The 25684-nt window shown below is 62.5% G+C and carries 25 protein-coding genes and 1 pseudogene; 10 read left to right on the forward strand and 16 right to left on the reverse strand.

Going from position 1 to position 25684, the window contains the following annotated elements; genetic code table 11:
* The first annotated feature begins 142 nt into the window (after positions 1-142).
* From nadA to AC1Q6X_RS05720, 4 genes are all read left to right on the forward strand, one after another.
* Positions 143-1276, forward strand: a complete 1134-nt coding sequence (nadA, locus tag AC1Q6X_RS05705; RefSeq protein ID WP_070218383.1) for a quinolinate synthase NadA — start codon at positions 143-145, stop codon at positions 1274-1276.
* Entirely contained in the window at positions 1273-2139 is an 867-nt protein-coding gene (gene nadC, locus AC1Q6X_RS05710; RefSeq protein WP_070218382.1) for a carboxylating nicotinate-nucleotide diphosphorylase, read from the forward strand. The genes nadA and nadC overlap by 4 nt, the downstream gene beginning before the upstream one ends.
* Positions 2139-2903 (forward strand): substrate-binding periplasmic protein, encoded by a 765-nt coding sequence (locus AC1Q6X_RS05715; protein ID WP_070292299.1) that lies wholly within the window; start codon positions 2139-2141, stop codon positions 2901-2903. Before nadC ends, AC1Q6X_RS05715 begins: the two co-directional genes overlap by 1 nt.
* A gap of 107 nt (positions 2904-3010) precedes the next feature.
* On the forward strand, positions 3011-4090 hold the full coding sequence (locus AC1Q6X_RS05720; protein WP_492495668.1) for a TIGR03118 family protein: 1080 nt from the start codon (positions 3011-3013) through the stop codon (positions 4088-4090).
* 44 nt (positions 4091-4134) lie between these two features.
* Here the strand turns inward: AC1Q6X_RS05720 and ypfJ are convergent, their stop codons facing one another.
* Positions 4135-5028 (reverse strand): KPN_02809 family neutral zinc metallopeptidase, encoded by an 894-nt coding sequence (gene ypfJ, locus AC1Q6X_RS05725; RefSeq protein WP_492495670.1) that lies wholly within the window; start codon positions 5026-5028, stop codon positions 4135-4137.
* A 167-nt stretch (positions 5029-5195) separates the two neighbouring features.
* Here ypfJ and AC1Q6X_RS05730 point away from each other — a divergent pair, with 167 nt between their 5' ends.
* Positions 5196-6089 (forward strand): GNAT family N-acetyltransferase, encoded by an 894-nt coding sequence (locus AC1Q6X_RS05730; RefSeq protein WP_492495672.1) that lies wholly within the window; start codon positions 5196-5198, stop codon positions 6087-6089.
* Between the two features lie 6 nt (positions 6090-6095).
* Here AC1Q6X_RS05730 and AC1Q6X_RS05735 read toward each other — a convergent pair whose 3' ends face one another.
* Positions 6096-6800 carry a DAPG hydrolase family protein gene (locus AC1Q6X_RS05735; protein WP_070288503.1) on the reverse strand — a complete coding sequence of 235 codons (705 nt, stop codon included), beginning with the start codon at positions 6798-6800 and terminating at the stop codon, positions 6096-6098.
* A gap of 107 nt (positions 6801-6907) precedes the next feature.
* On the opposite strand from AC1Q6X_RS05735, the gene AC1Q6X_RS05740 reads away from it, so the two are divergent.
* Positions 6908-7603 (forward strand): TetR/AcrR family transcriptional regulator, encoded by a 696-nt coding sequence (locus AC1Q6X_RS05740; RefSeq protein ID WP_492495674.1) that lies wholly within the window; start codon positions 6908-6910, stop codon positions 7601-7603.
* Here the strand turns inward: AC1Q6X_RS05740 and AC1Q6X_RS05745 are convergent.
* From AC1Q6X_RS05745 to AC1Q6X_RS05775, 7 genes are all read right to left on the reverse strand, one after another.
* Positions 7566-8246 (reverse strand): DNA alkylation repair protein, encoded by a 681-nt coding sequence (locus tag AC1Q6X_RS05745; protein WP_492495676.1) that lies wholly within the window; start codon positions 8244-8246, stop codon positions 7566-7568. The genes AC1Q6X_RS05740 and AC1Q6X_RS05745 overlap by 38 nt on opposite strands.
* 58 nt (positions 8247-8304) lie before the next feature.
* Positions 8305-9081: a peptidylprolyl isomerase gene (locus tag AC1Q6X_RS05750; protein ID WP_034756072.1), complete on the reverse strand. Its 777-nt coding sequence runs from the start codon at positions 9079-9081 to the stop codon at positions 8305-8307.
* Positions 9082-9192: 111 nt separating this feature from the next.
* Positions 9193-9972: a peptidylprolyl isomerase gene (locus AC1Q6X_RS05755; RefSeq protein ID WP_070218374.1), complete on the reverse strand. Its 780-nt coding sequence runs from the start codon at positions 9970-9972 to the stop codon at positions 9193-9195.
* Between the two features lie 113 nt (positions 9973-10085).
* Positions 10086-10388, reverse strand: a complete 303-nt coding sequence (locus AC1Q6X_RS05760; RefSeq protein WP_492495678.1) for a BolA family protein — start codon at positions 10386-10388, stop codon at positions 10086-10088.
* Positions 10385-11014, reverse strand: a complete 630-nt coding sequence (locus AC1Q6X_RS05765; RefSeq protein ID WP_492495680.1) for a septation protein A — start codon at positions 11012-11014, stop codon at positions 10385-10387. Before AC1Q6X_RS05765 ends, AC1Q6X_RS05760 begins: the two co-directional genes overlap by 4 nt.
* A gap of 74 nt (positions 11015-11088) precedes the next feature.
* On the reverse strand, positions 11089-11490 hold the full coding sequence (gene msrB / locus AC1Q6X_RS05770; RefSeq protein WP_070311881.1) for a peptide-methionine (R)-S-oxide reductase MsrB: 402 nt from the start codon (positions 11488-11490) through the stop codon (positions 11089-11091).
* Between the two features lie 9 nt (positions 11491-11499).
* Positions 11500-13056: a protein adenylyltransferase SelO gene (locus AC1Q6X_RS05775; RefSeq protein WP_492495682.1), complete on the reverse strand. Its 1557-nt coding sequence runs from the start codon at positions 13054-13056 to the stop codon at positions 11500-11502.
* 137 nt (positions 13057-13193) lie between these two features.
* Here AC1Q6X_RS05775 and AC1Q6X_RS05780 point away from each other — a divergent pair.
* A pseudogene (locus tag AC1Q6X_RS05780) lies at positions 13194-14837 on the forward strand (3-(methylthio)propionyl-CoA ligase); the annotation flags it as partial.
* 15 nt (positions 14838-14852) lie between these two features.
* Here the strand turns inward: AC1Q6X_RS05780 and AC1Q6X_RS05785 are convergent.
* From AC1Q6X_RS05785 to AC1Q6X_RS05800, 4 genes are read right to left on the reverse strand one after another with little or no spacing between them, the layout of a single operon-like run.
* Positions 14853-16385 (reverse strand): chemotaxis protein CheW, encoded by a 1533-nt coding sequence (locus tag AC1Q6X_RS05785; RefSeq protein ID WP_492496056.1) that lies wholly within the window; start codon positions 16383-16385, stop codon positions 14853-14855.
* Positions 16372-16902 (reverse strand): chemotaxis protein CheD, encoded by a 531-nt coding sequence (locus AC1Q6X_RS05790; protein ID WP_070288498.1) that lies wholly within the window; start codon positions 16900-16902, stop codon positions 16372-16374. Before AC1Q6X_RS05790 ends, AC1Q6X_RS05785 begins: the two co-directional genes overlap by 14 nt.
* Complete coding sequence (locus AC1Q6X_RS05795) at positions 16899-17723, reverse strand: CheR family methyltransferase (protein WP_070288497.1); 825 nt, start codon at positions 17721-17723, stop codon at positions 16899-16901. The genes AC1Q6X_RS05790 and AC1Q6X_RS05795 overlap by 4 nt, the downstream gene beginning before the upstream one ends.
* A 3-nt stretch (positions 17724-17726) precedes the next feature.
* On the reverse strand, positions 17727-19727 hold the full coding sequence (locus AC1Q6X_RS05800) for a methyl-accepting chemotaxis protein (RefSeq protein ID WP_230503027.1): 2001 nt from the start codon (positions 19725-19727) through the stop codon (positions 17727-17729).
* 617 nt (positions 19728-20344) lie between these two features.
* Here AC1Q6X_RS05800 and AC1Q6X_RS05805 point away from each other — a divergent pair.
* Positions 20345-22432 carry a 3-hydroxyacyl-CoA dehydrogenase NAD-binding domain-containing protein gene (locus tag AC1Q6X_RS05805; protein ID WP_492495685.1) on the forward strand — a complete coding sequence of 696 codons (2088 nt, stop codon included), beginning with the start codon at positions 20345-20347 and terminating at the stop codon, positions 22430-22432.
* Positions 22433-22580: 148 nt separating this feature from the next.
* On the opposite strand, the gene AC1Q6X_RS05810 is transcribed toward AC1Q6X_RS05805, so the two are convergent.
* From AC1Q6X_RS05810 to AC1Q6X_RS05820, 3 genes are all read right to left on the reverse strand, one after another.
* Positions 22581-23429 (reverse strand): alpha/beta fold hydrolase, encoded by an 849-nt coding sequence (locus tag AC1Q6X_RS05810; RefSeq protein WP_230503029.1) that lies wholly within the window; start codon positions 23427-23429, stop codon positions 22581-22583.
* Between the two features lie 100 nt (positions 23430-23529).
* A complete protein-coding gene (locus tag AC1Q6X_RS05815) occupies positions 23530-23928 on the reverse strand; it encodes a VOC family protein (RefSeq protein WP_492495688.1) in 399 nt (132 codons plus the stop codon).
* A gap of 101 nt (positions 23929-24029) precedes the next feature.
* Positions 24030-24269 (reverse strand): DUF2798 domain-containing protein, encoded by a 240-nt coding sequence (locus AC1Q6X_RS05820; protein ID WP_492495690.1) that lies wholly within the window; start codon positions 24267-24269, stop codon positions 24030-24032.
* Positions 24270-24379: 110 nt separating this feature from the next.
* On the opposite strand from AC1Q6X_RS05820, the gene AC1Q6X_RS05825 reads away from it, so the two are divergent.
* Positions 24380-25333 (forward strand): LysR family transcriptional regulator, encoded by a 954-nt coding sequence (locus AC1Q6X_RS05825; RefSeq protein WP_492495692.1) that lies wholly within the window; start codon positions 24380-24382, stop codon positions 25331-25333.
* Between the two features lie 115 nt (positions 25334-25448).
* Positions 25449-25652, forward strand: coding sequence for a hypothetical protein (locus AC1Q6X_RS05830; protein ID WP_070218363.1), 204 nt, complete (start codon positions 25449-25451; stop codon positions 25650-25652).
* Positions 25653-25684 lie beyond the last annotated feature (32 nt).

Genomic DNA, 25684 nt, shown 5'->3' on the forward strand with positions numbered 1-25684 from the left:
CGGATTAGCGTAGCGTAATCCGACAATGCCGGCCAGCTGTACCATCGGCCAGCACCACACCGACGCGCCGCGGTTCATTCGTTCCGGCGCACCTGCTTCATTGCAATCGTGCCGGTCTATCCCGTTTTTGTTTGACACAGCCATGCAAACTTTAGCCATCAAATCCGTCGAGTACGAACATCCACAAGACGGAGCCAGCTGCACTGCCCACGCCTGGGCACGCACGCCAGCGACGCCGTCCCCGGCTGAAAAAGCCGAACTGATCACGCGCATCAAGCGCTTGCTGATCGAGCGCGAAGCCGTGCTCGTTGCCCACTATTACGTAGATGCCGACCTGCAAGACCTGGCCGAAGCCACGGGCGGCTGCGTCTCCGACTCGCTGGAAATGGCCCGCTTCGGGCGCGACCATCCGGCCAAGACCCTCGTCGTGGCCGGCGTGCGCTTCATGGGTGAAACGGCGAAAATCCTCAGTCCCGAGAAAACCGTCCTGATGCCCGACCTCGACGCGACTTGCTCGCTCGACCTCGGCTGCCCGGTCGATGAATTCACGGCCTTCTGCGATGCCCATCCGGACCGCACGGTCGTCGTTTACGCCAACACCAGCGCGGCCGTCAAGGCGCGCGCGGACTGGATGGTGACGTCGTCGATCGGCCTCGACATCGTTGCCCACCTGCATGCGCAGGGCAAGAAAATCCTGTGGGCGCCCGACAAGCACCTGGGTTCCTACATCCAGAAGGAAACGGGCGCCGACATGCTGCTGTGGCAAGGCAGCTGCCTCGTGCACGACGAATTCAAGGGCATCGAACTCGATTTGCTCAAGGAAGAGTATCCGCAAGCCAAGGTGCTCGTGCATCCGGAGTCGCCCGCGAACGTGGTGGCCCTGGCCGACATGGTGGGCTCGACGTCGCAAATGATTGCGGCAGCGCAAACCATGGACACGGACACGTTCATTGTCGCCACCGACAACGGCATCCTGCACAAGATGCGCGCGGCCGCGCCAGGTAAACGCTTCATCGAAGCGCCCACGGCCGGCAACAGCGCCACCTGTAAAAGCTGCGCGCATTGTCCGTGGATGGCCATGAACGGCTTGCTGAACCTGGCGCAAACGCTGGAAAACATGCACAACGAAATCCACGTCGATCCCGCCGTCGGGCAGCTGGCCGTGCGTTCGATCAATCGCATGCTCGACTTCGCCGCCGCCAAGAAGGCGGGCCTCAAGCCGGGCGCGGACCTGGCAAAAGAAACCACATTGTTCCAAGGAATCGGTCCAGCATGAGTACCCTCGTTAATTCTTTCGCTCCCTTCGATCCGGCCCTGGCGCGCGCGTTCGAGGGCAATCTGCTGGCCGCCTTGCTGGAAGACGTGGGCCAGTGTGACCTGACGGGCGAGCTCGTGCCGCCCGACCACATCGTCACGGCCCGTGTCATCGTGCGCGAAGCGGCCGTGCTGTGCGGCGCGCCGTGGTTCGAAGGCATCATGAAAAGCCTGGACCGCAGCATCGACATCGTTTGGCATTACGCCGAAGGCGACATGATGACGGCCGACAGCGTCGTCTGCACGATTGAAGCGCCGGCGCGCGCGCTGCTCACGGCCGAGCGCAGCGCCCTCAATTTCCTGCAGCTGCTGTCGGCTGTGGCCACGGCGACGCGCCGGTATGTCGATGTGATCGCCGGCACCAAGGCGTCCATCCTGGACACGCGCAAGACCTTGCCGGGCCTGCGCCTGGCGCAAAAGTATGCGGTGCGCGTTGGCGGCGGCAAGAACCAGCGCCTGGCCCTGTACGACGGCATCCTGATCAAGGAAAACCATATCGCGGCCGCCGGCGGCGTCAGCCAGGCCCTGGAAAATGCGCGCAACCTCGATGCGGGCGTGCCCGTGCAGATCGAGGTGGAAACCCTGGCGCAATTGCAGGAAGCCTTGGACGCGGGCGCCGTCTCCGTCTTGCTCGATAACTTCAGCAACGACATGATGCGCGAGGCCGTGGCCCTCACCAACGGCCGCGCCTTGCTCGAAGCGTCGGGCGGCATTAACTTCGACACCGTGCGCGCCATCGCCGAAACGGGCGTGGACCGCATCTCGATCGGCAGCCTGACGAAGGACGTGCGGGCCACCGATTACTCTTTGCGCATCGTCGGCTGATGAGAAGAGCGGGGCGGCGCCTGCTGGCCTTGGCGCTGCTGTGGCCGGCGTTTGCCGTGCCTTTGCCGGCGCCGGCGCGCGAGCTGTTGGCCGTGGGTGCGCAGTTCGAACGCGTGTTCGAATATCAGGACAGCGGCGAATACGGCGGCCTGGGCGCGGAACTGCTGCGCGTGATGGCGGCGCGCACGGGTAACACCGTGCGTTTTCGCATGGTGCCGTGGGCGCGCGCGCAAGCCATGCTGGTGCAGGGCCAGGCCGATATCCTGATCGGTCCCTACAAGACGCCCGAGCGCATCGCCAGCATGGCGTTTTCCGACAAGCCGTTCTACCAGGACCAGATGGTCTTTTATACGCGCCAGGACGCCAGTTTCGGCTGGGATGGCGATTACGCGGCACTGAAGAACCGCAGGGTGGTGCTGCTCAATGGCTGGGCCTATGGCGCGGACTGGGAGCGCGTGCGGCCCGGCCTGCAGGTCAGTGTGGCCAACAATGTGGAAAATGGCTTGAAGATGCTGGTGCACAGCCACGTCGACGTGTTCATCAGCAACCGCCGCAATACCGACCCCGTCATCGCCCGTCTCGGCTATGGCCGCCAGGTGAAACCGCTGCCCAGAATCATCGAACTGCAAAACGGCTATTTTGCCTATCCACGCTCACCCGCTTTCGACAGGCTGCGGCTGCAGTTCGACCAGGAACTGAATAACCTGATCGAGACGGGCGAATTGAAACGACTGGGCAAGCGCTACGACGTCAGCATACCCTGACACTGGCTATCTTTGCCGCGCTTGACACGCCTCAAGCATGCTCCATGGCCCGGTTCTACCCTGAAAGCAGGCAGCACAATACTGCCCATCACGCCGAGGGGAATGCCATGGATACGCACCGCATCAAGCAACTGATCTGCACCGGTTTCGTCATCGCGCTGGCCGCGGCCCTGTTTGCCTGCGGCGGCGGCCATCATCACCATCCACCGGCCGTGAGCGCCTATGCGGCCACCAGCCTGGTGTCGGACACGCCCGCCGTGCCGGCCGCGCACACGGACCCCAACCTCGTCAACGCCTGGGGCGTGGCCTTCAACCCGCGCGGTTTCGTCTGGGTGGCCGCGAATGGCACGGCGAAGTCCACTTTGTACGATGGCAACGGCGTGCCGCAATCGCTGGTGGTCGGCACGCCGGCCGGGCCCACGGGGATTGTCTTCAACGGCACGCAGGACTTCAAGCTGAGCCAGAACGGCGTGACGGCACCCAGCCCCTTCATCTTCGCCAGCGAAAGCGGGACTATTTCCGCCTGGTCGCCCACGGTCAGCCCGACGACGGCCCTGGTCGTGTTCGACGGCAGCGCGGGCGGCAGCGTCTACAAGGGCCTGGCCATTTCGCGCTATGCGGGCGCCAATTACCTGTATGCGGCCGATTTCCACAACGGGCGCGTCGACGTCTTCGATGCCGGCTTCGCCAGGGTCGCCCTGCCTGGCGCATTCAGCGACCCCGGCTTGCCGGCCGGCTATGCGCCGTTCGGCATCCAGGCCATTGGCGAGCGCATCTATGTCGCCTACGCGAAGCGGGAAGCCAGCGGCGACGATGAAGAGGCCGGCGCCGGCCTCGGTATCGTGAACGTGTATGACACGGGCGGCACACTGATCAAGCGGCTGGTGAGCGGCGGCGCCCTGAATGCGCCATGGGGCATGGCACTGGCGCCCGCCGATTTCGGCACGGCCAGCAATATGTTGTTGATAGGGAATTTTGGCGATGGCAAGATCAATGCCTATGACCCCGACACGGGTACCGCCGCTGGCGTGCTGCGCAAGACCGATGGCACGCCGCTGGCGATCGATGGCTTGTGGGGCATCGCCTTCGGCAATGGCCTCAACAGCCAGCCCGTCAATACGCTGTTCTATGCGGCCGGGCCGGATGACGAGACGCATGGGCAATACGGGCGCATCGATTTGAAGTAGAAGCAACGTCCCCGTGCGCGCGCAGGGCGGCACGGGGGCGATCTTTACAGCTGGCGCGCCTCGAACGTATTGCACTGGGCAATCTGGCCGCTCTCGATGCCCTTGCTGAACCAGCGCACGCGCTGCTCTGAGGTGCCGTGCGTAAATGAGTCCGGCACAACATGGCCTTGCGACTGGCGCTGCAGCGCATCATCGCCAATGGCCGTGGCCGCTTTCAGGGCCGCTTCCACGTCGCCCTGTTCGAGGATCTTGCGGTCCTGGTTCGCGTGAAATGCCCACACGCCGGCAAAGCAATCGGCCTGCAATTCCAGGCGCACGGACATGGCGTTGGCCTGGCGTTCGGAGGCCGTGCGGCGCGCATTGTCGACCTTCTCGGACAAGCCCATCAGGTTCTGCACGTGGTGGCCCACTTCATGCGCGATCACGTAGGCTTCCGCAAACTCGCCCGAGACCTTGAAGCGCTGCTGCATCAGATTGAAGAAATCGAGGTCCAGATAGACTTTCTGGTCGCCGGGGCAATAGAAGGGCCCGCTGGCGCTCTGGCCCGTGCCGCAGGCCGTCGGCGTGCTGCCCGAGTACAGGACCAGCTTGGGCTTCACATAGCTGCCGCCTTCGGCCTTGAACAGGGCGCCCCAGGTGTCTTCCGTATCGGCCAGCACCGTTTTCACGAAGCGGGCCATCTCGTCCGATTCGGGCGGCTGGCGCGCCGGGGCCTGGCTTTGCTGGGTGCTGACCTGGCCGCCACCGCCGCTGAGCAGGTTGAGCAGGGTCAGGGGATTGACGCCCAGCACATACGAGCCGACGAGGGCGATGACGATGGTGCCGATGCCGATCGAGCGCCCGCCAAAACCAAAGCCGCCCCCACCGCCGCCCCCGCCGCCATCTTCGCCACGGCGGTCTTCCACATTGTCGCTTTCGCGATTGCCTTCCCATTTCATGATATTTACTCCTGCTGTGCTTGTGCGATTGCGCTGTACGGTTGATGGATGACGCCTCAATATGCCACTGGCGACGAATCTTGTTATTATCGCAGTAAACGACGCCGCGACAGGGGCGACAATGTTACCCTTTGCAACTTTCCATCGACTCCACAACAGGTACACGCATGGCGCTTGCCAACGATACACGCATTTCGCCCACGGCGGTGGTCCAGGCGCAACTGGACGCCTACAATGCCCACGACGTGGCGGCCTTGCTGGCCATTTACGCCGATGACGCACAGCAATTCCAGCACCCCGATACCTTGCTGGCCCAAGGCGGCGCGCAAATCGGCCCCCGTTTCGCGGCCCGTTTCGCCGCCAGCCAGCCCCGGGCGCAGTTGCTCAACCGCATCGCCTGCGGCAAGCTGGTGATCGATCATGAAATCGTCCATGGCGACACGCCGGACGGTGTTTCCGCGCAGGAATTAGTGGCCACGTATGAGGTGGAGCAGGGACGCATCCGCCGTGCCTGGTTCAGCTTTGGCGCGTTGACGCGCCTGCGCGTGGCGCTGCCGGCCGACGTGCCCGCCATGAACGCGCTGATCGCCCGTTCCGGGGTGGCGCTGAGCGCGGGATTCTATACGCCTGAACAGGCCGAGGCCGTGACGCGCCACGTGTTCGGCGTCGATACGCAGCTCGTTGCCGACCGCACGTATTTCATCATCGAACGCGATGGCGCCATGCTGGCCTGCGGCGGCTGGAGCCGGCGTGCCACCCTGTACGGTGCCGACCGCGCCAAGAGCGGGCCTGACCCGCTGCTTGACCCGGCCAGCCAGCCGGGCCGCATCCGCGCCTTCTTCGTGGAACCGGCTGCGGCGCGCCAGGGCCTGGGCAGCATGCTGATGCGCCATTGCGAACGGCAGGCGCGGGCCGCCGGTTTTACGGCGCTGGAATTGGCCGCCACCTTGCCCGGTGTGCCGCTGTACCTGGCCAGCGGCTTTTCCGTCACGGAAGATTTTCACCTCGACTTGCCCAACGCGATCAAACTGCCGCTGGCGCGCATGCACAAGCGGCTGTAAGGCTCTTTACCAGGGCAGCGGCGCCTTTTCGCCATTGGCGTGCTCGCCGTAGTACAGCGACGGCAAAAAGCGCGACAGATAGGTAAATTCGCTGTAGCAATGGCGCAGCAAATTCAGGCCCAGCACGTCGGGCACGTCGCGCACGGGATTGAGGCTGTTGCGGCCCAGCAAGAAGCGGCTGCGCAGCACGCAGCCCGTCGGCGTGTCGCGCGTCAGGTGCAGCATTTCGCCATCGAGCGGATCGCCGTACGGATCGAGCACGACGTAATCGCCAAAGCCGATGCGGGCGCAGATGGCGGCCGACAGGGCGCCGCTGTCCCTTGCCTGCTGCAGCTGCGCCGGGTCGAAGACTTCCTTTGGATCATGGAACTTCAGCTTGGCTTTCACGGGTGGAATATCGCCCAAGGACTCCACTGCCTCGATCGAGGCGCCGTAGTAACTCTCTCCCTTTTTCCACGCGCTGTTCCAGCCGTGATGGGCCACATGGTCGTGCGGATGCCACCACTTGATGTGCTGCGTCGTCTCGAAAAATGTAAACCACCAGTCCAGCATGCGCCCGCTGCAGCCGTGCAGCTCGGTGCGCGCCGCCACCAGCAGGCAACCATCGTCGAGGCGCGTGATGCCCGTTTCCAGGTGCAGGGGAAACGGGTCGAGCAAGTCGCCCGTGCCGGTGATGCTCCATGGGAATGCATTGTGCGTGTAGCTCGTCATGTCGTTCTCCTTTGTTGGGGTGAGCCAATTATATATTAAAGAAACGAATAACGTTTCCTAAATGTGTTTCAGTGTAAAATTGCCCATCGATCAAGCTTGGAGCCGGCATGCAGGAAGAAGAGAGCAAGGCAGAGAGCAAGGCTGTGCGTGGACGGGGCCGTCCGGCGCGCCCGCCCGAAGAAGCGCGCCAGGCGGCCGTGCAGGCGGCCACCTGGCTGCTGCTGCACGAAGGCTATGCGGCCACGACCATGGAAGCGGTGGCGCGCCACGCGGGCATGGCAAAGAAGTCGCTGTATCAGTATGCGGCCAACCGCGAGGAACTCGTGGCCCTGGTAGTGCGCGGCTGGACGGATGCGTTCCTGCCCGCCATGGCGCACGATGCGGCCGCGCCGGGCGAGGTCCTGCCATTATTGAAGGAGGTCTTGCAGGCGATGGCCGCGCGCGTGCTGACGGCGGACGCCGTGGGCCTGTTCCGTCTGCTGTGCACGGAGTTTCCCGCCCGCGCCGATTTGCTGGCCGTGTATCAGCGCAACGGCATCGAGCGGGGCACGGCCTTGCTGACCCAGTGGTTGCAGCGCCAGGCGGCGCGCGGCCATCTGGTGCTGCAGGATGGGCACGATGGGCACGAACTGGCCGGCTTGCTGCTGGCCATGGTGATCGCCGAGCCGCTGCGGCAGATGGCGCTGGGCTTGCTGGCGCCCGTGCCGGCCTGGGATGCGGCACCGCGCATCGACGCGGCGCTGCGATTGCTGGGCGGCCAGTCGTTCAAGGTCGCTGGTGCTTCAGCGCTTCGCGGTAGCTGAGGGGAGAGAGCCGTTGGCGGTGCTCTGTGGCAAACGCTAGCACCTCTGTCGGGGCGTGGCGCGCGTAATCGCGCAGGGCCCAGCCGATGGCCTTGCGGATGAAAAACTCGTCTTCGTGCGCCAGCGCCAGCGCCGCGCCGAACAGCCAGCCGGCATCCGTGTCGGCGCGCCAGCCCAGCTGGTGCAGCATGGCGATGCGGCGCAGCCAGAAGTCCGCGTGCCGCAAGGCGCCATCCATGTGCGCATGGCCATTGCCGCCGCGCTGGCGTTCCGCCTGCAGCACCTCGCCCACGATGCCCGCCATGCCGTCGACGCTGTCCCACCACGCGCGCTGGCGCGCCAGGCCGAGCAGGGCGGGGAGGTGTTCGACGCCCAGTTGCCGCCGGTGCAGGGCCAGCATGTCGAGCGCCACGTGCTGGTATTCGCGCTCTGGCTGCTGCCACAGCAGTTGCGCATGTTCCAGCAGCACCTCGGCCCCCACGCCTTTCAAGCCCGCCAGCAAGCCCCTGGCGGCCAGCCGCCGCTGCGGTGCTGCCACGCCCAGGAAAACGAACTGGCCGCGCATGTACGCCTGCATGGGCTCTGCGCGGCCCGGTTCGGCGGCCGCTTCCAGCGCGGCTTTCAATTCTGCATGTAGATTCATGGCATCTCCAGGCGTAAAAAAAGCGCTCCAGGGAGCGCTTTTTCATGCCGATCCAATATTACTGAATCTTGGCTTTTTTCATGAGTTCATCGCGGTAGGCGGCGAGTTTTTTCTGTTGCAGCGACTCGGCTACCTGGCCCTTGACTTCTTCCAGTGCCGGCAGCTTCGTCGGACGGGTTTCTTCCAGCTTGATCACGTGGAAGCCGAATTGCGATTGCACGGGCGTTTGGGTGACCTGGCCTGGTTTCAGGGCGACCATGGCGTCGGAGAATGGCTTGACGTACGAAGCCGGGCTAGCCCAGTCCAGGTCGCCGCCATTGGCTGCGGAACCGTCTTTCGACACTTTCGCCAGTTCTTCGAACTTGGCGCCGCCTTTCAGCTTGGCGATGATGTCTTTCGCTTCCGCTTCGGTGGCCACCAGGATGTGGCGTGCATGGTATTCCTTGTCGCCGGCCTGTGCCTTGAACTTGTCGTATTCGGCCTTGATTTCAGCGTCCTTGACAGGGTTTTTCTTGACGTAGTCGGCCAGCAGAGCATTGATGATGATGCTTTGACGGGCATTGTCGATCTGCGACTTGACTTCCGGACGCGTGCCGTAGCCTTGCTTGTCGGCTTCCTGGATCAGCACTTCGCGGCCGATCAGGTCTTTCTTGATGGCTTCGCGCAATTGCGGCGAATCGGCTTGCTTGCCTTGGGCGACGACTTGCTTGACGACCTGGTCGACGCGCGACGATGGGATGGCCTTGCCATTCACGGTGGCCACGTTTTGCGCGAACGCAGGGATCGCGACGACGGCGACCAGGGCTAAGATCAGGCGGGCTGGCTTCAAAATCATGTTCATTCCTAATAAATATACTAAAAATCGATATACGCGACTGGCGCGCAGTGCGCATTCAGGCGCAGAATACACGACCGGCGCCGAAAAGGGCGCCGGGGAGGTCAGTTCTTACTGAACTTTCGCTTTTTTGATCATTTCTTCCTGATACGCTTGCAGTTTCTTTTGCTGCAGCGCTTCGGCGATCTGTGGCTTGACTTCTTCCAGGGTCGGCAGTTTTGCCGCGCGGGTGTCGTCCAGCTTGATCACGTGGAAACCGTTAGGCGTTTGCACCGGGGTGTCGGTGACCTGGCCTTTTTGCAGTTTCACGAAGGCGTCCGAGAACACTTTCGGGAACGACGAAGGGGCTGCCCAGTCCAGGTCGCCGCCATTGTCGGCCGAACCGGTATCTTTCGATTGCTTGGCCAGATCTTCGAACTTGGCGCCGCCTTTCAGCTTGGCGATGATGTCTTTCGCCTCTGCTTCGGTGCCCACGAGGATGTGGCGTACGTGGTATTCCTTGTCGCCCGTCTGCGCCACGAAGCGGTCGTATTCGGCCTTGATTTCAGCGTCGTTGACCGGGTTCTTTTTCAGGTAGTCGCCGACCAGGGCGTTGATGACGATGGCTTGGCGTGCGTTCTCGATTTGCTGCTTGACGGCTGCATCTTTACCGAAACCTTTGTTTTCCGCTTCTTGCATCAGCACTTCACGGCCGATCAAGTCTTTCTTGATCATTTCGCGCAGTTGCGGCGAATCCGGTTGCTGGCCTTGGGCGACGACTTGCTTGACGACTGCATCAACGCGCGACGATGGGATAGGCTTGCCATTAACAACGGCAACATTTTGCGCAAAAACAGGTACCGCGACAACGGCGAGTAGTGCGATCAGCAAGCGGGCTGGCTTAAAAGTCATTATTAAATCCTGTTAGGGAAAGTTTCGTAAAAAACGCATGGGAAGAAAACGCGTGCATGGCGCTTGCGGCAAATGGCATACCAAGTTGCCCCGGTACGCCAAAAACGCCGCCCTTACACTACTTCGGACGGCGCCAGGGCCACAATCGCCAATGCATGTATCTCATTATGCATCATATCGTGCACGGAATCATACACCAGTCGATGACGCATGACGAGTCTGAGCCCCTCAAATTGACTAGAAATTATGCGCAGATTGTAATGGCCTCCGCCCGAGGCGGCGCCCGCATGGCCCCGGTGGCGTGCCGAGTCGTCTTCCAGCACGCATTCCAGAGGGGAAAGTGCCGTTTCCAGGCGGGTACGAATGCGCTGCATGCGCGTTTCCGGCGCGGTGTTTTCAGTGATGGAGCTCATCATGCGTCTTCCTTGATATGTTTGGCCAGGAACAGGGTTTGCGCCACGATGAAGGCAAAGAAGATGCCCGTCGCGCCAAACGCTTTAAAACTGACCCAGGCGGCCATGTCGCCCTTGTACAGCACGAAGGCGACGAACAGGTTCAGTGCGCCGATGGCGCCAAAGAAGATGATCCATGCGGCCAGCAGCTGGTTCCAGACGGCATCGGGCAATTGCACTTGCGCTTCCATGGTCTTGCGGATCAGGTTTTTCTTGAAAACCACATAGGCGATCAAGAGGGCCAGGCCGGACAGCCAGTAGATCAGGGTCGGCTTCCATTTCAGGAAGAAATCGTCATGCAGATAGATGCTGGCGCCGCCGAACACGACAAAGATGAACAGCGACAGCCACAGCATGCCGTCCACCTTGCGCCCGCGCAGCAGCAGATAGCTGACCTGGCAAGCGGTGGCGACGATGCCGACGAGGGTGGCAAGTATCCACGGCGCCTGGTCGGCCTTGATCAGGCCGCCAGACACGAAGCCGGACAAGTATTGCTGCACGAAATCGTGCGTGGCCGCTTCATACATGCCGCCCAATTTGAAGGCGGTGAAGAAGGCAATCAGGGGGAATAGGTCGAATAGAAATTTCATGGCGAGACTTTACACTGGTCTTATTAGAATCATCTTAGGAATGGCTTAGGAGCAACGCCCAAGCCATCGCCAGATCAAGGCTGCGGATCGAAGCGCAAGGAGGCCGAATTGATGCAATAGCGCAAGCCGGTCGGCGGCGGGCCGTCCGGGAAGACGTGGCCCAGGTGGGCGTCGCAGACGGCGCAGACGATTTCCGTGCGCACCATGCCGTGGCTGCGATCGGTGATTTCCGTCACGTTGGCCGGGTCCAGCGCCTGGAAGTAGCTGGGCCAGCCGCAGCCGGAATCGAATTTGGTGTCCGACGCGAACAGGGGCGTGTTGCAGCAGACGCAGGTGTAGATGCCGTGTTCATGGTGGTCCCAGAACTTGCCCGTGAAGGCCCGTTCCGTGGCCGCGTGGCGCGTGACTTCGTATTGCATCGAGTCGAGCATGGCGCGCCATTCGGCGTCGGTTTTCTTGACTTTATTCGTGGTCATAATGACTCCTCAGGATGAGCAACTGACTTCAAGGTGGCTGGCCCAGTCGGGCGGCAGGGCCGCATAGTGCTGGTGTTCGGGCTGTTCGTCAAATGGCTTTTGCAAAACTTCCAGCAATGTCGCCACTTCCGTGTAGTCCTGCTGCTGGGCTTTCTCGATGGCCACTTGCGCCAGATAGTTGCGCAGCACGTATTTCGGGTTGACGCCGTTCATGGCCGCTTGCCGTTCGGCATCGACGCTATTCTCAAGCAACAGGCGCGCGCGGTATTGTGCTGCCCACGCATCGAAGGCGGGGCGGTCGATGAACATGTCGCGCAGCATGGTGTCATGTTCGGGCGCCGCTACCTGCAGTGTAGACAAGGCGCGGAAGAAATTCGTGAAATCCACATGATTGGCTTGCATCAGCGCAAACATGCTGTCGAACAGGGCCGTATCGTCGTCCTGGCTCGTTTGCAAGCCCAGCTTGGCGCGCAGCAAGCTATTCATCTTCTCGGCGAACGCGCCCTGGTACGTGTCCAGCGCCGCCTGCGCCAGTTCCACTTCACCGATCAAGGGCAGCAAAGCCTGGCCCAGCGCATAGCAGTTCCAGTGGCCCACCTGCGGCTGGTTGGCATAGGAATAGCGGCCTTGCTGGTCCGTATGGTTGCAGATGTGCTCCGCGTCAAACGCTTCCATGAAGCCGAACGGGCCGTAATCGAGCGTCAGGCCCAGGATCGACATATTGTCCGTATTCATCACGCCATGCATGAAGCCGACGGCTTGCCATTGCGCGATCATGTGCGCCGTGCGCACGCAGACCTCGGCCAGCAAGGCCTGGTATGGATTTGCTGCGGCGCGCAACTCGGGATAAAAACTGTCGATCACGTAATCGGCGAGGATTTTCAGTTCGTCCGGCTGCTTGCGGTAAAACCAGTGTTCGAACGAGCCGAAGCGCACAAACGTGGGCGCCATGCGCGTGACGACGGCCGCCGTTTCCACCGTTTCGCGCATGATGCCTTGCTGCGAACCCATGATGGCCAGCGCGCGCGAGGTGGGAATGCCGAGCGCCGCCATGGCTTCCGAACACAGGAATTCGCGGATGGACGAGCGCAGCACGGCGCGCCCGTCGCCCATGCGGGAATACGGCGTGGCGCCGGCGCCTTTCAGCTGCAGTTCCATGGGGCCGCTCGCTGTGGCGATATCGCCCAGCAGGATGGCGCGGCCGTCGCCCAGCTGGCCGGCCCAGACGCCGAACTGGTGGCCCGAATACACGGCCGACAGGGGCTGCGAGCGCTCGGCAACCGCATTGCCGGCCAGCAGCGCCACGTAATCAGGCTCGGCCAGACGCGCCGCATCGAGGCCGATCAGGGCGGCGGCGGCGGCGCTGGCGGCCACGAAATATGGGGCGGGCAGGGGCGTGGGCATCAAGCGCGTATAGAACGCGGGCGGCAAGGCCGCAAAGGCGTTATCCAGTGGTAAGGTATGAGCGGTGATGGCAATTCCAGTCAAATAAGGTGGACCGGCAAGGTGCGCCAGCCTGGAATGCGATTTTACCGCACCGCGCCAAGGCGCGTGGCGCTTGCCCATGCGGCTGGAAACGGAATCAAAAATTCCATGCTGCAGCGCAATATCGAAATGCGTTGACGATTTCCGCACGACCGTACGAAACTAGGAAAAAATCTGTCAATTCCAACAATAACCGAGTAGCTACCCCAGGAGACACGATGTCGGCATTCCCCTTGAGTCCAGTGATGGGCCAGATGATGAATCAGCCCCTGCTGATTTCCAGCATTATCGAGTTTGCAGCGCGTCATTATGGCGGCAGCGAAATCATTTCGCGCCGGGTGGAAGGCGATCTGCACCGCTACACCTACCGCGATTGCCACCAGCGCGCGCGCCGGCTGGCCAATGCCTTGCATGGCCTCGGCATCGGCATGGGCGACCGGGTCGCCACCTTGGCCTGGAATGGCTATCGCCACCTGGAAGCGTACTATGCCGTGTCCGGCTCGGGCGCTGTGCTGCACACGATCAATCCGCGCCTGTTCCCCGACCAGATCGCCTACATCTCAAACCATGCGGAAGACCAGGTTTTATTGTTCGACCTGACCTTTTTGCCCGTGGTGGAAAAAATCGCCGCCGACTGCACCTTTGTCCGCCATTTCGTCCTGATGTGCGACCGCGAGCGCATGCCCGCCAGCAGCACCATCCCCGACCTGCTGTGCTATGAAGACTTGATCGCCACGCATTCGGACGACTACGCATGGCCCTTGTTCGACGAGAACTCGGCCGCCACCCTGTGCTATACGTCGGGCACGACGGGCAATCCCAAGGGCGCCCTGTATTCGCACCGCTCGACCGTGCTGCACGCGTATGCGTCGGCCATGCCCAGCGCCCTGAACGTGCGCGCCTCCGACACGGTGCTGCCCGTCGTGCCCATGTTCCACGTGAATGCCTGGGGCTTGCCGTATTCCGTGCCCCTGTCCGGCGCGCGCATGGTGTTTCCCGGCGCGGCGCTGGACGGCAAGTCGCTGTATGAATTGTTCGAGGCGGAAAAAGTGACGTTCTCGGCCGGCGTGCCCACCGTCTGGCTGGGCTTGCTGAACCACGCCTTGCAGAATAACTTGACGTTTTCCACCTTCCGCCGCACGGTGATCGGCGGCGCGGCGTGCCCGCCGGCCATGATGGATACCCTGATCGACAAGTTCGACATCGAGGTCATCCACGCCTGGGGCATGACGGAAATGTCGCCGCTGGGCACGGCCGGCGGCTTGCAGACCAAGCACCTGGACTTGCCGAAGGACGAGCAGCGCAAGATCCTGCAAAAGCAGGGCCACGCGATCTACGGCGTGGACATGAAGATCGTCGACGACGACGGCAAGGAATTGCCGTGGGATGGCGTGGCGTATGGCCATCTGCTGGTGAAGGGGCCGTGGATCATTTCCTCGTACTACAAGAACGAGGGCGGCGAAGTGCTGCAGGATGGCTGGTTCCCCACGGGCGACGTGGCCACCATCGATGCGGACGGCTACATGCAGATCACGGACCGCAGCAAGGACGTGATCAAGTCGGGCGGCGAGTGGATCGGCACCATCGACCTGGAAAACCTGGCCATGGCCCACCCGGCCGTGCTGCAGGCGGCCTGCATCGGCGTGTTCCACCCGAAATGGGACGAGCGTCCCGTGCTCGTCGTGGTGCTGCGCCCCGGCATGACGGTCACGCGCGACGCCTTGCTGCAGTTCTTTGAGGGCAAGATCGCCAAGTGGTGGACGCCCGACGACGTGCTGTTCATCGACGCCTTGCCCATGGGCGCCACGGGCAAGATTCAGAAGAACAAGCTGCGCGAGCAGTTCAAGGGACACCAGTTGCCGGGGATGGAAGGCAAGCTAGGCCGCTTGCGGCAGCGCCGTCTCCAGCTTTTCCAGCAGATGATCGCACTGGAAGACGGACAGGGTCTGGCGCTGCGCATCCGTGCCGATGTCGATCATTTCATCCATTTCGCTGCGCAAGTCGTCGTGCTCTCCCGTGCGGATGATTTGCGGCGCCGCAAAGCGCTGGCTGTCCGAGATGGTCATGATGTTGTCGACATGGTCGACGAGGAAGCCGTAGCGTTCGGCGCCCCGTTCCACGATCAAGATCTTGCCGCTGCTGGCGTCCGGCAGGGCCGGCATCGCATACAGCTGGCGCAGATCAATGATGCTGATCATTTGCTGACGCAAGTTGAGCATGCCGAGCATGCAGGCCGGCATCCCGGGCGGCGTGGTGATGGCGTGGCTGAAATCGATAATTTCGCGCACTTGCCCGATTTCCACGGCGAAGCGGGTTTCCACTGTAAAGGTGATGTAGACGCGGCGCCGCGCCTTGTGCGTGGCGGCGCCCGTTTCCGTGTCGGCCGGGTACAGGCGCGCGTGGCCGTCGCGCATCTCGACGATCTCCGCCTGCGACAGGATGTCCTTGTGGTTCAGGAAAATGATGTCGCCCAAGCCCTCTTTCGTGATGCAGCCGGCAAACATGGCGGCGCGCGCCTTGCTCAGCAGGGGGATCGGCAACACCTGGTCGCCAAAGAAATGCACGATGCTGTCGACGGAGTCGACGAGGAAGCCCACGGTCGTGCCGTCGAGGCGCACGACGATGACGCGCTGGTCCGGCGTGGCTTCCCTGGCCGCCTTGCCGCACGCAGGCGCCTGCAGCAGGGCGCCGAAGTCGACGACGGCCACCTGGTTGCCGCGGAAATGCATGCGCCCCAGGCACAGTTCGTTGTTCAGCAGGGAACTGTGCAGTTCCGGCACCTTGATGATTTCCTGGATGGCCAGCATTTCGAAGGCAAACGTGGCGCCGGCCGCATGGAAGCTGACGCACTGGCGGCGTTCGCTTTGCGCATGGTAGCGGGCCGTGCTCAGCTTGGCGCCCGTCGCCTGCAGGGCCAGTACGTGGGGCACGTTTTCGATGCGCAGCAGGGCGTGCGGGTCGAGTATCTGCAGCAGGCGCGCGCCGCCGTCGAGCAAAATCGTGCCGGCGATGACGGCCTGGCTGTCGCCGGCCGCATATTGCAGGGCGCTGCGCGCGCTGGCGGGCACGCGCAGGATTTCGCCCGTATCCTGGAAGACGATGCCGATCAGTACTTGCTGGAAATCGAGGATGGCGATCTTGTCCGTGGCCACGGCGCGCGGCGCATCGGCGCGGAACAAGCGCCCCAGGTTGACTACCGGAATGACGCTGCCGCGCAAGGTGAACATGCCTTCCAGATACGTGGGCGACAGGGGCAGGGCCGTGACTTTCGCGGGATAGTTCACCACTTCGCGGATGCAGCTGGCGGGCAGGGCGAATTCATCGCCGCCCAGGTGGAAGGAGCCGAACAGTTCGGCGGCCGTGTCGCTTGCGCCATGGGCCTGCAAGCCCGTCGCTTCATGCATATCCATATGCGCCTTCCTTGCGTGGAATCCATTCGGGTGGCGCCACCACCTCGGTGACGGCGTAGCTGTGCCGGGCGCAATCGATCAGCAGCTGGCGCCCGTGGCGGCCTCCCAGCGCGCAAAAACTGACGTGCAAGCCGCACTGGGCCAGGTATTTTTGCGCCGCTTCCGCGTTTTGCCGGCCCACCTGCAGGCGGCCGTGGACGTGGGCGGGGCCGAACATGCTGGCGCCGCCTGCCAGCACCACCTCGATATCGGCATAATCGGCCTGGCGCACGCCCATCAGGCGCAGCAACGAGGGCACGGCCTGGCTCACATAGCGGGCGCCAAGGGCATGCCCGGCACCGGGCGCTTCCGGCAGCAAGCAGTGGGCCAGGCCGCAGCAGGGGCCGTTTTTCCAGATGAAGCCGATGCCGATACAGGAGCCGAGCAAGGCTTGCAGCTGCTCGCCATGCGTACCGACGCTAAGTTGCCCCATGCCAACATGTTGCGGCGCCAGGCCATGTTCGATGATGATGCTCATGCGCTGCCCGCCTTGTAAATCATGGGAAATTCGAACTGATAGCCGGTACCGAGGCGGGCGATCGTTTCCGACTCGCCCAGGATCAGCCGGCCTTCATCCTTGAGACTCAGGCGCGTCTGGCGCAGCACGGCTTCCTGGTGCTCCGCGTCGAAATAAATCAGTACATTGCGCAGGAACACCAGGTCGAATTGGCGCGCCGGGCGCAGCGCTTCGAGCAGGTTATGCTGGGCAAAGCTGACATGCTGCCGCAGCTCGTCGTTGACCTTGACGCCATATGGCGCGGGCGAGAAATATTTGCGCAGCAAGTCCGGGTGCGACAGCCGGATACGCTCGACGGAGCGCCCGCTGTACTGGCCGGCCTTCGCCGCCGCGAGGATCTGCTGCGAAATGTCGCTGGCCAGGATCTGGTAGCGGAAGGCGGGCACTTGCAGCTTGAATTGCTCGCACAGCATGGCGATCGAATACAGCTCCTCGCCGCTGGCGGCGGCCGCCGACCAGATGGCGAGGCAGCCGTCGGGATGGGCGCGCGCCCAGGCGGGCAGGTAGCGGTCGCGGAAGTAATCCCAGACCTGCGGCGTGCGGAAGAACAGGGTGTCGTTGGTGGTCACCAGGTCGATGAAATGGGCGACCTCGTCGCGGTCGCTGGCCACCCGGTCCAGGTACGCCTGGTAGTTGGTCAGGGACAGCGCATGCAACCGTGGCTGCAAACGCCGTTCCAGCAAGACGCTCTTGCGCGCGGTCATGGCGATGCCCGTATGCTGGCGCACCAGCGCGATCAGCGTCGTCAGCACCTCGGGCGTCAAGGTGGCCGCGTGGCTCATGGCCTACACCACGAAGCCGGAGACAGTCTGGTTCAGGCTGCCCGCGCGCTCGTTCAAGCCATCCGTCGAACGGGCGATGCTGTCGCAGTTGGCGGCCGACTTTTCCGTTTCCTCGGCGATGTACTGGATCGCCGTCGACACTTCGCGCGCCGTCAGCAGCTGCTCGTTGGCCGCCTTCGAGATATCGGAGATGGCCAGCGTGGTCTTGGCCACGCCCGAGACGATCTTGTCGAAGGCGTCGCTGGCCTGGCGCGAAATCTCGCTGCCGGTGGACACCCGCTTGACGGATTCGTTGATCAGCTTGGAAATTTCCTTGGTCGCCTGCGAGGAACGCTCGGCCAGCTTGCGCACCTCGTCGGCGACGACGGAAAAGCCCAGGCCGTGCTCGCCCGCGCGCGCCGCCTCGATGGCCGCATTGAAGGCCAGCATGTTGGTCTGGTTGGCGATTTCGCTGATGACCTTGACGATTTCGCCGATGTCTTCCGACGAGCGGTTGATCAGGTCCATCGCCTCGATCGATTTGGCGACGGCGCGCGCGCCCGATTCCGCTTCCTGCTGCGTGGCTTTCGCCAGCGAATCGGCGTTCGAGGTGTTTTCCGCGATGGAATTGATGGAAAACGTCAAGCCGTCGATGGAGGCGTTCATTTCTTCCACCGTGGCCCCCAGCGCCTGCGTGCCCACGGCTACGCCCGTGGCCCGTTCGGCGATCGTGTGCGAAGCCTCGGCAAAGCCGTTGGCCGCCGATACCACGTTGCCGATGACGCCACGCAAGTCGACGATCATCTTGCTGATGCCGCCGGCCAGCAAATCGATCGGTTCGCCGCCTTCGGGCACGATATGGCAGGTCAGGTCGCCTTGCGCCGCGCGCGCCACCGAGTCGAGCAGGGCATTGACCTTGCGGCTGTCGTTGGCGGCCTTGGCCTGGATGCTGTTTTCCAGGTTCACCTGGTCCGTGATGTCGATGGCGAACTTGACCACTTTATACGGCTTGCCGTTCAGGTCCAGGATGGGGTTGTAGGTCGCTTGTATCCACACCACCTTGCCATGGTTGCCCAGGCGCTTGTAGCGGCCCGCGTCGAATTCGCCCCGGTTGAGTTTTTGCCAGAATTTCTTGTACTCGGCGCTGCCCGCATACTCGGGCTCGCAGAACATGCGGTGGTGTTCGCCCTGGATATCGCTCAAGTCATAGTCCATGACGGCGAGGAAATTGCCGTTGGCATCGAGCACCTTGCCCTGCATGTCGAATTCGATCACGGCCTGTGCCTTGCCGATGGCGCTGACCTTGCCTTCGTATTCGGCATTGCGCTTTTTCAGGGCCGTCACATCGCTGGCGAACTTGACCACCTTGAAGGGGCGGCCCTCCGCGTCAAAGATGGGGTTGTACGAGGCATTGAGCCAGATTTCGCGTCCGTCCTTGGTGAGGCGCTTGTATTCGCCTGCGTCGAACTCGCCCTTGCCCAGTTTTTGCCAGAACTGCGCGTACTCCGCGCTCTTGGCGTACTCGGGCTCGCAAAACATGCGGTGGTGCTTGCCTTCGATCTCGTCGAGCGTGTAGCCGACGGACTTGAGGAAATTGTCGTTGGCGCGGATGATGGTGCCGTCGAGCCGGAACTCGATCACGGCCTGGGCCTTGCTGATGGCGTCGATCTTGCCTTCATAATCGGCGTTGCGGTGCTTGCTGGCCGTGATGTCGGTGGCGAACTTGATGACTTTATACGGTTTGCCGTCCGCGTCGAGGATGGGGTTGTAGGAAGCGTTGATCCACACTTCGCGGCCATCCCTGGCGCGGCGCTTGTATTCGCCCTGGTCGAATTCGCCGCGTGCCAGCTTGGCCCAGAAGTTGGCGTATTCGGCCGTTTTTACATACTCGGGATCGCAGAAGATGGCATGGTGCTTGCCTTGCACCTCGGCCAGGCTGTATCCGACGACACGCAGGAAATTGTCATTCGCATGCAGGATGGTGCCGTCGAGTTCGAATTCGATGACGGCCTGGACACGGTTCAATGCAGTATTTATCGCTTCTAAGTCCAGATCCTGCGTGGGGCTGACATGGCTGGCTGCGTCCATAGTATGTCCTTCGATATGAGAAGAGGAATGGGGGCGATAAGGCTGCTGTTATTATTTTTCTGCTATCCGTATAAGGCAAAAATGTCATTGCATCGGCCGTGATTTGGTGATAATCGGTGAGAATGTGCGCAATGAACTGCCGCCCACGTTTTTTCTGCGCTTGGCCTATAGGAGATAAATTGTAGAGTATTGATTTGAATCAATAATTTTATTATTCCCCAGCGTCTGGCGAAAAACAAGGGGAGGGAATAAATAATGTAAGTATTGTCGTAATTACCCCATGCCGGCATATCACAAACGCATTCCTTCGTATAATAAAACGACGTTATTATTATTGCGGTTTTGTTATTTGAATGAATATCCAATTGATAGCTTCTGCCGGAGTTTGCTGTCGGCAGCAGAATCGATCCGCAAACGATGTTGTACCATGGCGCAGCATGCTGGCGGCCGCGCGCACACGACAAAAATAATACGAGCGTTCTTTTATGCGGTATAGTAAAGCTTCATCCCTTGCAACCACCTCATACGTTGAGCAAAACCAATAAGGAAGAGACATGAGTGCTGAATATCAAGTGAACGGCGCCGTTGCCGTCATTACCCTGGCCAATCCGCCCGTCAATGGTCTGGGCCTGGCGACGCGCACGGCCGCCGTGACCGGCATCCGCCAGGCGCTGGCGGACGAGACCGTCAAAGCCATCGTCATCACGGGCGCCGGCAAGGCCTTTTCGGGCGGCGCCGATATCAAGGAATTCAATTCGCCCAAGGCGCTCACGGAACCGACCCTGCACACTCTGATCAACGTCGTCGAACAGTCGACCAAGCCCATCGTGGCAGCGATCCACAGCGTCTGCATGGGTGGCGGCCTGGAGCTGGCGCTCGGTTGCAACTACCGCGTGGCCGCGCCCGGCGCGCAGATGGCCTTGCCGGAAGTCAAACTCGGCATCTTGCCGGGCGCGGGCGGCACGCAGCGCCTGCCGCGTGTGCTGGGCCTGGAAATGGCCCTCAATATGATCGTCTCGGGCACGCCCGTGGCGTCCGAAAAACTGGCCGGCACGGCCCTGTTCGACGAAGTCATCGCCCCCGGCGCCGACTTGCTGCATGCCGCCGTGGCCTTCGCCACGAAAGTGGCCGACGTGCGCCCGCTGCCGAAAGTGCGCGAGCGCAAGGTCGATTACCCGAACCATGAAGCGTTCCTGCAGTTTTCGCGCAATACCGTCAAAGCCATGTCCGGCCCGTTCCCGGCGCCGCTCAAATGCGTGGACGCCGTGGCGGCCGCCGTGACGATGAAATTCGACGATGGCTTGAAGTACGAGCGCGAACTGTTCATGCAACTGGTGCAGTCGCCGGAATCGAAAGCCCTGCGCCACGCCTTCTTTGCCGAACGGGTCGCCAGCAAGGTGCCCGACGTGCCGGCCGACACGCCCGTGCGCACGATCGCCAGCGCGGCCATCGTGGGCGCCGGCACCATGGGCGGCGGCATCGCCATGAACTTCGCCAACGCGGGCATTCCCGTGATGCTGCTGGAAACGAAGCAGGAAGCGCTGGACAAAGGCCTGGCCACGATCCGCAAGAATTATGAAAACACGGTCAAGAAGGGCAAGTTGACGCAAGAGAAGGCCGAGCAGCGCATCGCGCTGGTCAGCGGCACGTTGGCGTATGCCGACATCGCGCAAGCCGACATCGTCATCGAAGCCGTGTTCGAAGAACTGGGCGTGAAGGAAACCGTCTTCAAGCAGCTTGACGCCGTCATGAAGCCGGGCGCCATCCTTGCCTCGAACACGTCCACCCTGGACCTGGACAAGATCGCCGCGTTCACCCAGCGTCCGCAAGACGTGATCGGTACGCATTTCTTCAGCCCGGCGAACGTCATGAAACTGCTGGAAATCGTGCGTGGCAAGGAAACGGGCAAGGACGTGCTGGCCACGGCGCTGGCGCTGTCGAAAAAGCTGAAGAAGACGGGCGTCGTCTCGGGCGTGTGCGACGGCTTTATCGGCAACCGCATGATCGAGCAATACAGCCGCCAGGCCGGTTTCCTTCTGGAAGAAGGCTGCTTGCCGGAGCAGGTCGACAAGGCCGTCGAGAAATTCGGCTTTGCCATGGGTCCGTTCCGCATGGGCGACCTGGCCGGCAACGACATTGGCTGGGCCATCCGCAAGCGCCGCTACGTGGAAAAGCCGGACGTCACGTATTCGAAGACGGCCGACCTGCTGTGCGAACTGGGGCGCTACGGCCAGAAGACGGGCGCCGGCTGGTATGACTACAAGGCGGGCGACCGCAAGGCGTATCCGTCGGAACAGGTCAACGCCATGATCGTCCAGCATTCCGCCGACATCGGCGTGACGCGGCGCAAGATCAGCGACCAGGAAATCGTCGAACGCCTCGTGTATGCGCTCGTCAATGAAGGCGCGCGCATCCTGGAAGAGGGCATCGCCTTGCGCGCCTCGGATATCGACATGGTGTATTTGACGGGCTACGGCTTCCCGCTGTTCCGCGGCGGCCCGATGTTCTACGCGGACACGGTGGGCTTGCCGAACGTGCTCGATACGATCGCCGGCTACGCCAAAGGCCGCCACGGCGAAGCGTGGACGCCGGCGCCGCTGCTGGTGAAGCTGGCGGGCGAAGGCAAGGGTTTCAATAGCTAAGCCGACGCCAACAATATTGTCGGATTACGCGCGGCTTTGCCGCGCTAATCCGACCTACCCGGCTCTTGAGCCCTCGTAGAGGCGTAGGTCGGATTAGCGGCGGCACGCCGCGTAATCCGACACCACCACGGACGCCAGCAAGCATGTTTTACTTCTTCTTCGCCACCATCTTGACCGCCTCGTTGACGATGACGGGGTTGTCTTTCTGGATGTAATAGCCGGCGCCCGTGATGCGCTCGATGGCCGGCGCGCCGGACAGGCGCTGCCAATCCTTTTCCTGCGCCCGCACCACGTTTTCAAACGAGCCCATTTCCTCGATGCCGAACTTGTCGCGCACCAGCAGCATGGCGGGCACGCGCAGCGGGCTGTTCATGTCGACGTGTTGCAGACATTGCGTCTGGGCATCGAATTCGGCCGATTCCGTACTGTTGAACATGAGTTTGCGCCGCGTCTTCACGAGCATGGCGTAGGTGGACGCGTCCGTCTGCAGGCGGTTCCACTGCTGCGGGTGCGTGGGGTCGAGGAGGACCAGACCGGCCACGTCCTGCGGGTACAGCCTGGCATACACGTACTGGTACAGCCCGCCCAAGCCATGGCCGACCAGCACATACGGCGGCTTCAGGCCCGCTTGCGCCAGCAGGGCGCGCTGCTGGGCGGCAATGGTGCAGGGATCGCGCGGCGTGGTGGTCTTCTGGCTGTCGCCATAGCCGGGACGGTCGTAGACGAGCACGCGGTGCTGCCGGGCGACTTCCGGCACGACCTTGGCCCATACATCCTTGCCGTCGCCCATGGCCGACTGGAACACGACGGGCAAGCCGTCCTGGCCGCTCAGGGTATACGCGATGCTGGCGTCGGGCAGGGCCGCAGTGGCCGGCACACCTGGCGTGGCCGGGGCGGATGGAAACAGAGAGCAGCCGGAAAAACAGCCTGCCAGCAGCAAGCCGGCGCTGGAGAGGAGCATGGTGCGCGCGGGGCGGCCGACGAATAGATGATGCATGAATCTCCTTCTTTGTTCACGGACCGGTATGGCGTGCCAGCCATTATAGGCAAATCGTCTCGAAGTGGAAATGCCGAACAGAGCCGGATTTCCCCACCTGTCAGCCGGCCTCGGCGCGGTGGCAGACGGCTTCGATCCGGTTGCCGTCCGGATCGAACAGAAAGGCCGCGTAATAGCTGGCGTGATAGTGGCGCAGGCCGGGCGCGCCCAGGTCGATGCCGCCATGCGCCAGTCCGGCCTGCCAAAACGCGTCCACGGCCGCGCGCGAGGGGGCCTTGAAGCAGCAGTGGCGGCGCGGCGCGTCGTCGGGCTGCGGGCCCAGGCGCACGGAAAAGTAGCTGCGCTCGGGGTGCTGTGCATCGCTGCGCTCGCCGTAGCCTATCCAGGCGTTGGCATGGTCGCTGCCCACCTTGGGCACCTCCAGCGCGGCAAAGACGGCGTCATAGAAGCGCTCGGCGCGTTCCAGGTCGCTGACGGTGAGGGATACGTGATCGAGCATGGGCACTCCGCTGTAAAAAACAGGACGGCCATAGCATAGCCCGGATCAGGGCGGCCGTGGGCGGGAGTGACCGAGTGATACTGTTGCTGGCCGACTGCCGGTTAAGGGCGGCTGGCCAGCCGCGCCACGATGTTGCGGCTCATCAGCTGCACGCGGGGCGCGAACAGCATCACGGCGCAGAAGGCCACGGGCCACGCGGCAAAGAAGGCATGGCGCCAGCGGGGCAGGAAGTCCGCCTGCAAACCGATATTGAGCCAGGTGACCCAGGCGCTCATCAGCAGGGTCATGAGCAGCGACATCAGAAAGGCAAATACGCAGCGCAGGCGCAGGGCGTCGGTCATGGGACACTTTCAAAATGGTGAAGATATGCAGCGTAACAACTTGCGGCAATCTATACTAGAGCCATATTTTTAATTTCAAATTCCGAAAATGCAATCATGCTCGACGAATCATGCTTGATGATCTAGCCCTGTTTGTCGCCATCGTCGAGGCGGGCAGCCTGCATGCGGCGGCCGTCAAGGAAGACTTGCCCGCCGCCACCGTCACGCGCCGGCTGCAGAAGCTGGAAAGCCAGCTCGGTTACCGTTTGCTGAACCGCAGCGCGCGCCGCCTGCAGCCGACGGCGGAAGGCTGGCAATACTACGAGCAGTGCCGTCCCCTCGTGCACGCGCTGCGGCAGGCGACGCAGCAGCTCGACGCCAGTCTGTCGGCCGTTTCGGGCAGTATCCGCGTGCTGGCGCCCGTGAACTTTGCCAGCGGCTTGCTGACGCCCGCCTGGGTCAGCTTCATGCAGCAGTATCCGGATATCCGCCTGGAACTGGAACTGTCGAACCTGCTGCAAGACCTCGTGGGCAGCGGCGCCGACCTGGCCATTCGCGTGGGCGCGCTCGACGATTCTTCGCTGATGCAGCGCCGCCTGGGCAGCGCCGCGCTGGTGATGGTGGCCGCGCCCGGCTACCTGGCGCGCGCGGGCGTGCCGCGCGACTTGCAGGAACTGGAAAAGCACGAGCTGATCGTGGCCGAACCGCTGCGCAGCTGGCGGCTGCGGCGGCCCGGCGACGGCGCCGAAATGCTGATCGAGCCGCAGGCGCGCCTCCGCGTCAACGAAATGCGCCTGGCCGTGGAAATGGCCGACGCGGGCATCGGCATCCTGCTGTGTCCGCTTTTGCAGTGCCGCGACGAGGTGGCGCGCGGTTCGCTCGTGCGCGTCTTGCCCGACTGGATGCCGCAGCCGCGCCACGTGTACGCCGTGTGGACGCAGCGGCGCTACCTGCCGGCCCGCGTGCGCGTGCTGCTCGAGCACCTGGCGGCGTTTGCGGCGGCCAACCCGCTGTTGAATGAGGATGCCGGTGCCGATGAGGTGGCTGCCCTGGCGCGCGGCGCGCCGGGAATCCTTTCTATTTAGTAATACCGAGCGCTTGTACTTTTCGCCAGGATCGCGTTAAGATAAAGCTGCACGCTTATCCAGCGGGCAATCTGGTGTTTTTTCGCGCAATCCGTCCCTATCCATGAGAGTAGCAATGAAATATCTGATCGTTCCCTTCTTGCTGGCCATCACTGGCTGCGAAGTACTGTATGACGCGAACCGGGACAAGATCGGCGAGTATTGCAACAGCCTCAATAATTTCGACGACCGCAACGCCTGCCGCAAGCGCAACCAGACCAGCTATCAGGAATACGTGCAGCAGCGCGACCAGCTGAAAAAGGGCAAGAGCGAAAAATAGGCTTGCCGCCGCCTGCGCCGCATGTGCTGCTT

It is taken from the genome of Janthinobacterium sp. GW823-FHT06H09 (assembly GCF_058794735.1).

Coding starts and splice junctions, on each gene's coding strand:
- nadA (WP_070218383.1), top strand. CDS start 143: ATGCAAACTTTAGCCATCAAATCCGTCGAGTACGAACATCCACAAGAC.
- nadC (WP_070218382.1), top strand. CDS start 1,273: ATGAGTACCCTCGTTAATTCTTTCGCTCCCTTCGATCCGGCCCTGGCG.
- AC1Q6X_RS05715 (WP_070292299.1), top strand. CDS start 2,139: ATGAGAAGAGCGGGGCGGCGCCTGCTGGCCTTGGCGCTGCTGTGGCCG.
- AC1Q6X_RS05720 (WP_492495668.1), top strand. CDS start 3,011: ATGGATACGCACCGCATCAAGCAACTGATCTGCACCGGTTTCGTCATC.
- ypfJ (WP_492495670.1), bottom strand. CDS start 5,028: ATGAAATGGGAAGGCAATCGCGAAAGCGACAATGTGGAAGACCGCCGT.
- AC1Q6X_RS05730 (WP_492495672.1), top strand. CDS start 5,196: ATGGCGCTTGCCAACGATACACGCATTTCGCCCACGGCGGTGGTCCAG.
- AC1Q6X_RS05735 (WP_070288503.1), bottom strand. CDS start 6,800: ATGACGAGCTACACGCACAATGCATTCCCATGGAGCATCACCGGCACG.
- AC1Q6X_RS05740 (WP_492495674.1), top strand. CDS start 6,908: ATGCAGGAAGAAGAGAGCAAGGCAGAGAGCAAGGCTGTGCGTGGACGG.
- AC1Q6X_RS05745 (WP_492495676.1), bottom strand. CDS start 8,246: ATGAATCTACATGCAGAATTGAAAGCCGCGCTGGAAGCGGCCGCCGAA.
- AC1Q6X_RS05750 (WP_034756072.1), bottom strand. CDS start 9,081: ATGATTTTGAAGCCAGCCCGCCTGATCTTAGCCCTGGTCGCCGTCGTC.
- AC1Q6X_RS05755 (WP_070218374.1), bottom strand. CDS start 9,972: ATGACTTTTAAGCCAGCCCGCTTGCTGATCGCACTACTCGCCGTTGTC.
- AC1Q6X_RS05760 (WP_492495678.1), bottom strand. CDS start 10,388: ATGATGAGCTCCATCACTGAAAACACCGCGCCGGAAACGCGCATGCAG.
- AC1Q6X_RS05765 (WP_492495680.1), bottom strand. CDS start 11,014: ATGAAATTTCTATTCGACCTATTCCCCCTGATTGCCTTCTTCACCGCC.
- msrB (WP_070311881.1), bottom strand. CDS start 11,490: ATGACCACGAATAAAGTCAAGAAAACCGACGCCGAATGGCGCGCCATG.
- AC1Q6X_RS05775 (WP_492495682.1), bottom strand. CDS start 13,056: ATGGGCAAGCGCCACGCGCCTTGGCGCGGTGCGGTAAAATCGCATTCC.
- AC1Q6X_RS05785 (WP_492496056.1), bottom strand. CDS start 16,385: ATGGATATGCATGAAGCGACGGGCTTGCAGGCCCATGGCGCAAGCGAC.
- AC1Q6X_RS05790 (WP_070288498.1), bottom strand. CDS start 16,902: ATGAGCATCATCATCGAACATGGCCTGGCGCCGCAACATGTTGGCATG.
- AC1Q6X_RS05795 (WP_070288497.1), bottom strand. CDS start 17,723: ATGAGCCACGCGGCCACCTTGACGCCCGAGGTGCTGACGACGCTGATC.
- AC1Q6X_RS05805 (WP_492495685.1), top strand. CDS start 20,345: ATGAGTGCTGAATATCAAGTGAACGGCGCCGTTGCCGTCATTACCCTG.
- AC1Q6X_RS05810 (WP_230503029.1), bottom strand. CDS start 23,429: ATGCATCATCTATTCGTCGGCCGCCCCGCGCGCACCATGCTCCTCTCC.
- AC1Q6X_RS05815 (WP_492495688.1), bottom strand. CDS start 23,928: ATGCTCGATCACGTATCCCTCACCGTCAGCGACCTGGAACGCGCCGAG.
- AC1Q6X_RS05820 (WP_492495690.1), bottom strand. CDS start 24,269: ATGACCGACGCCCTGCGCCTGCGCTGCGTATTTGCCTTTCTGATGTCG.
- AC1Q6X_RS05825 (WP_492495692.1), top strand. CDS start 24,380: ATGCTTGATGATCTAGCCCTGTTTGTCGCCATCGTCGAGGCGGGCAGC.
- AC1Q6X_RS05830 (WP_070218363.1), top strand. CDS start 25,449: ATGAAATATCTGATCGTTCCCTTCTTGCTGGCCATCACTGGCTGCGAA.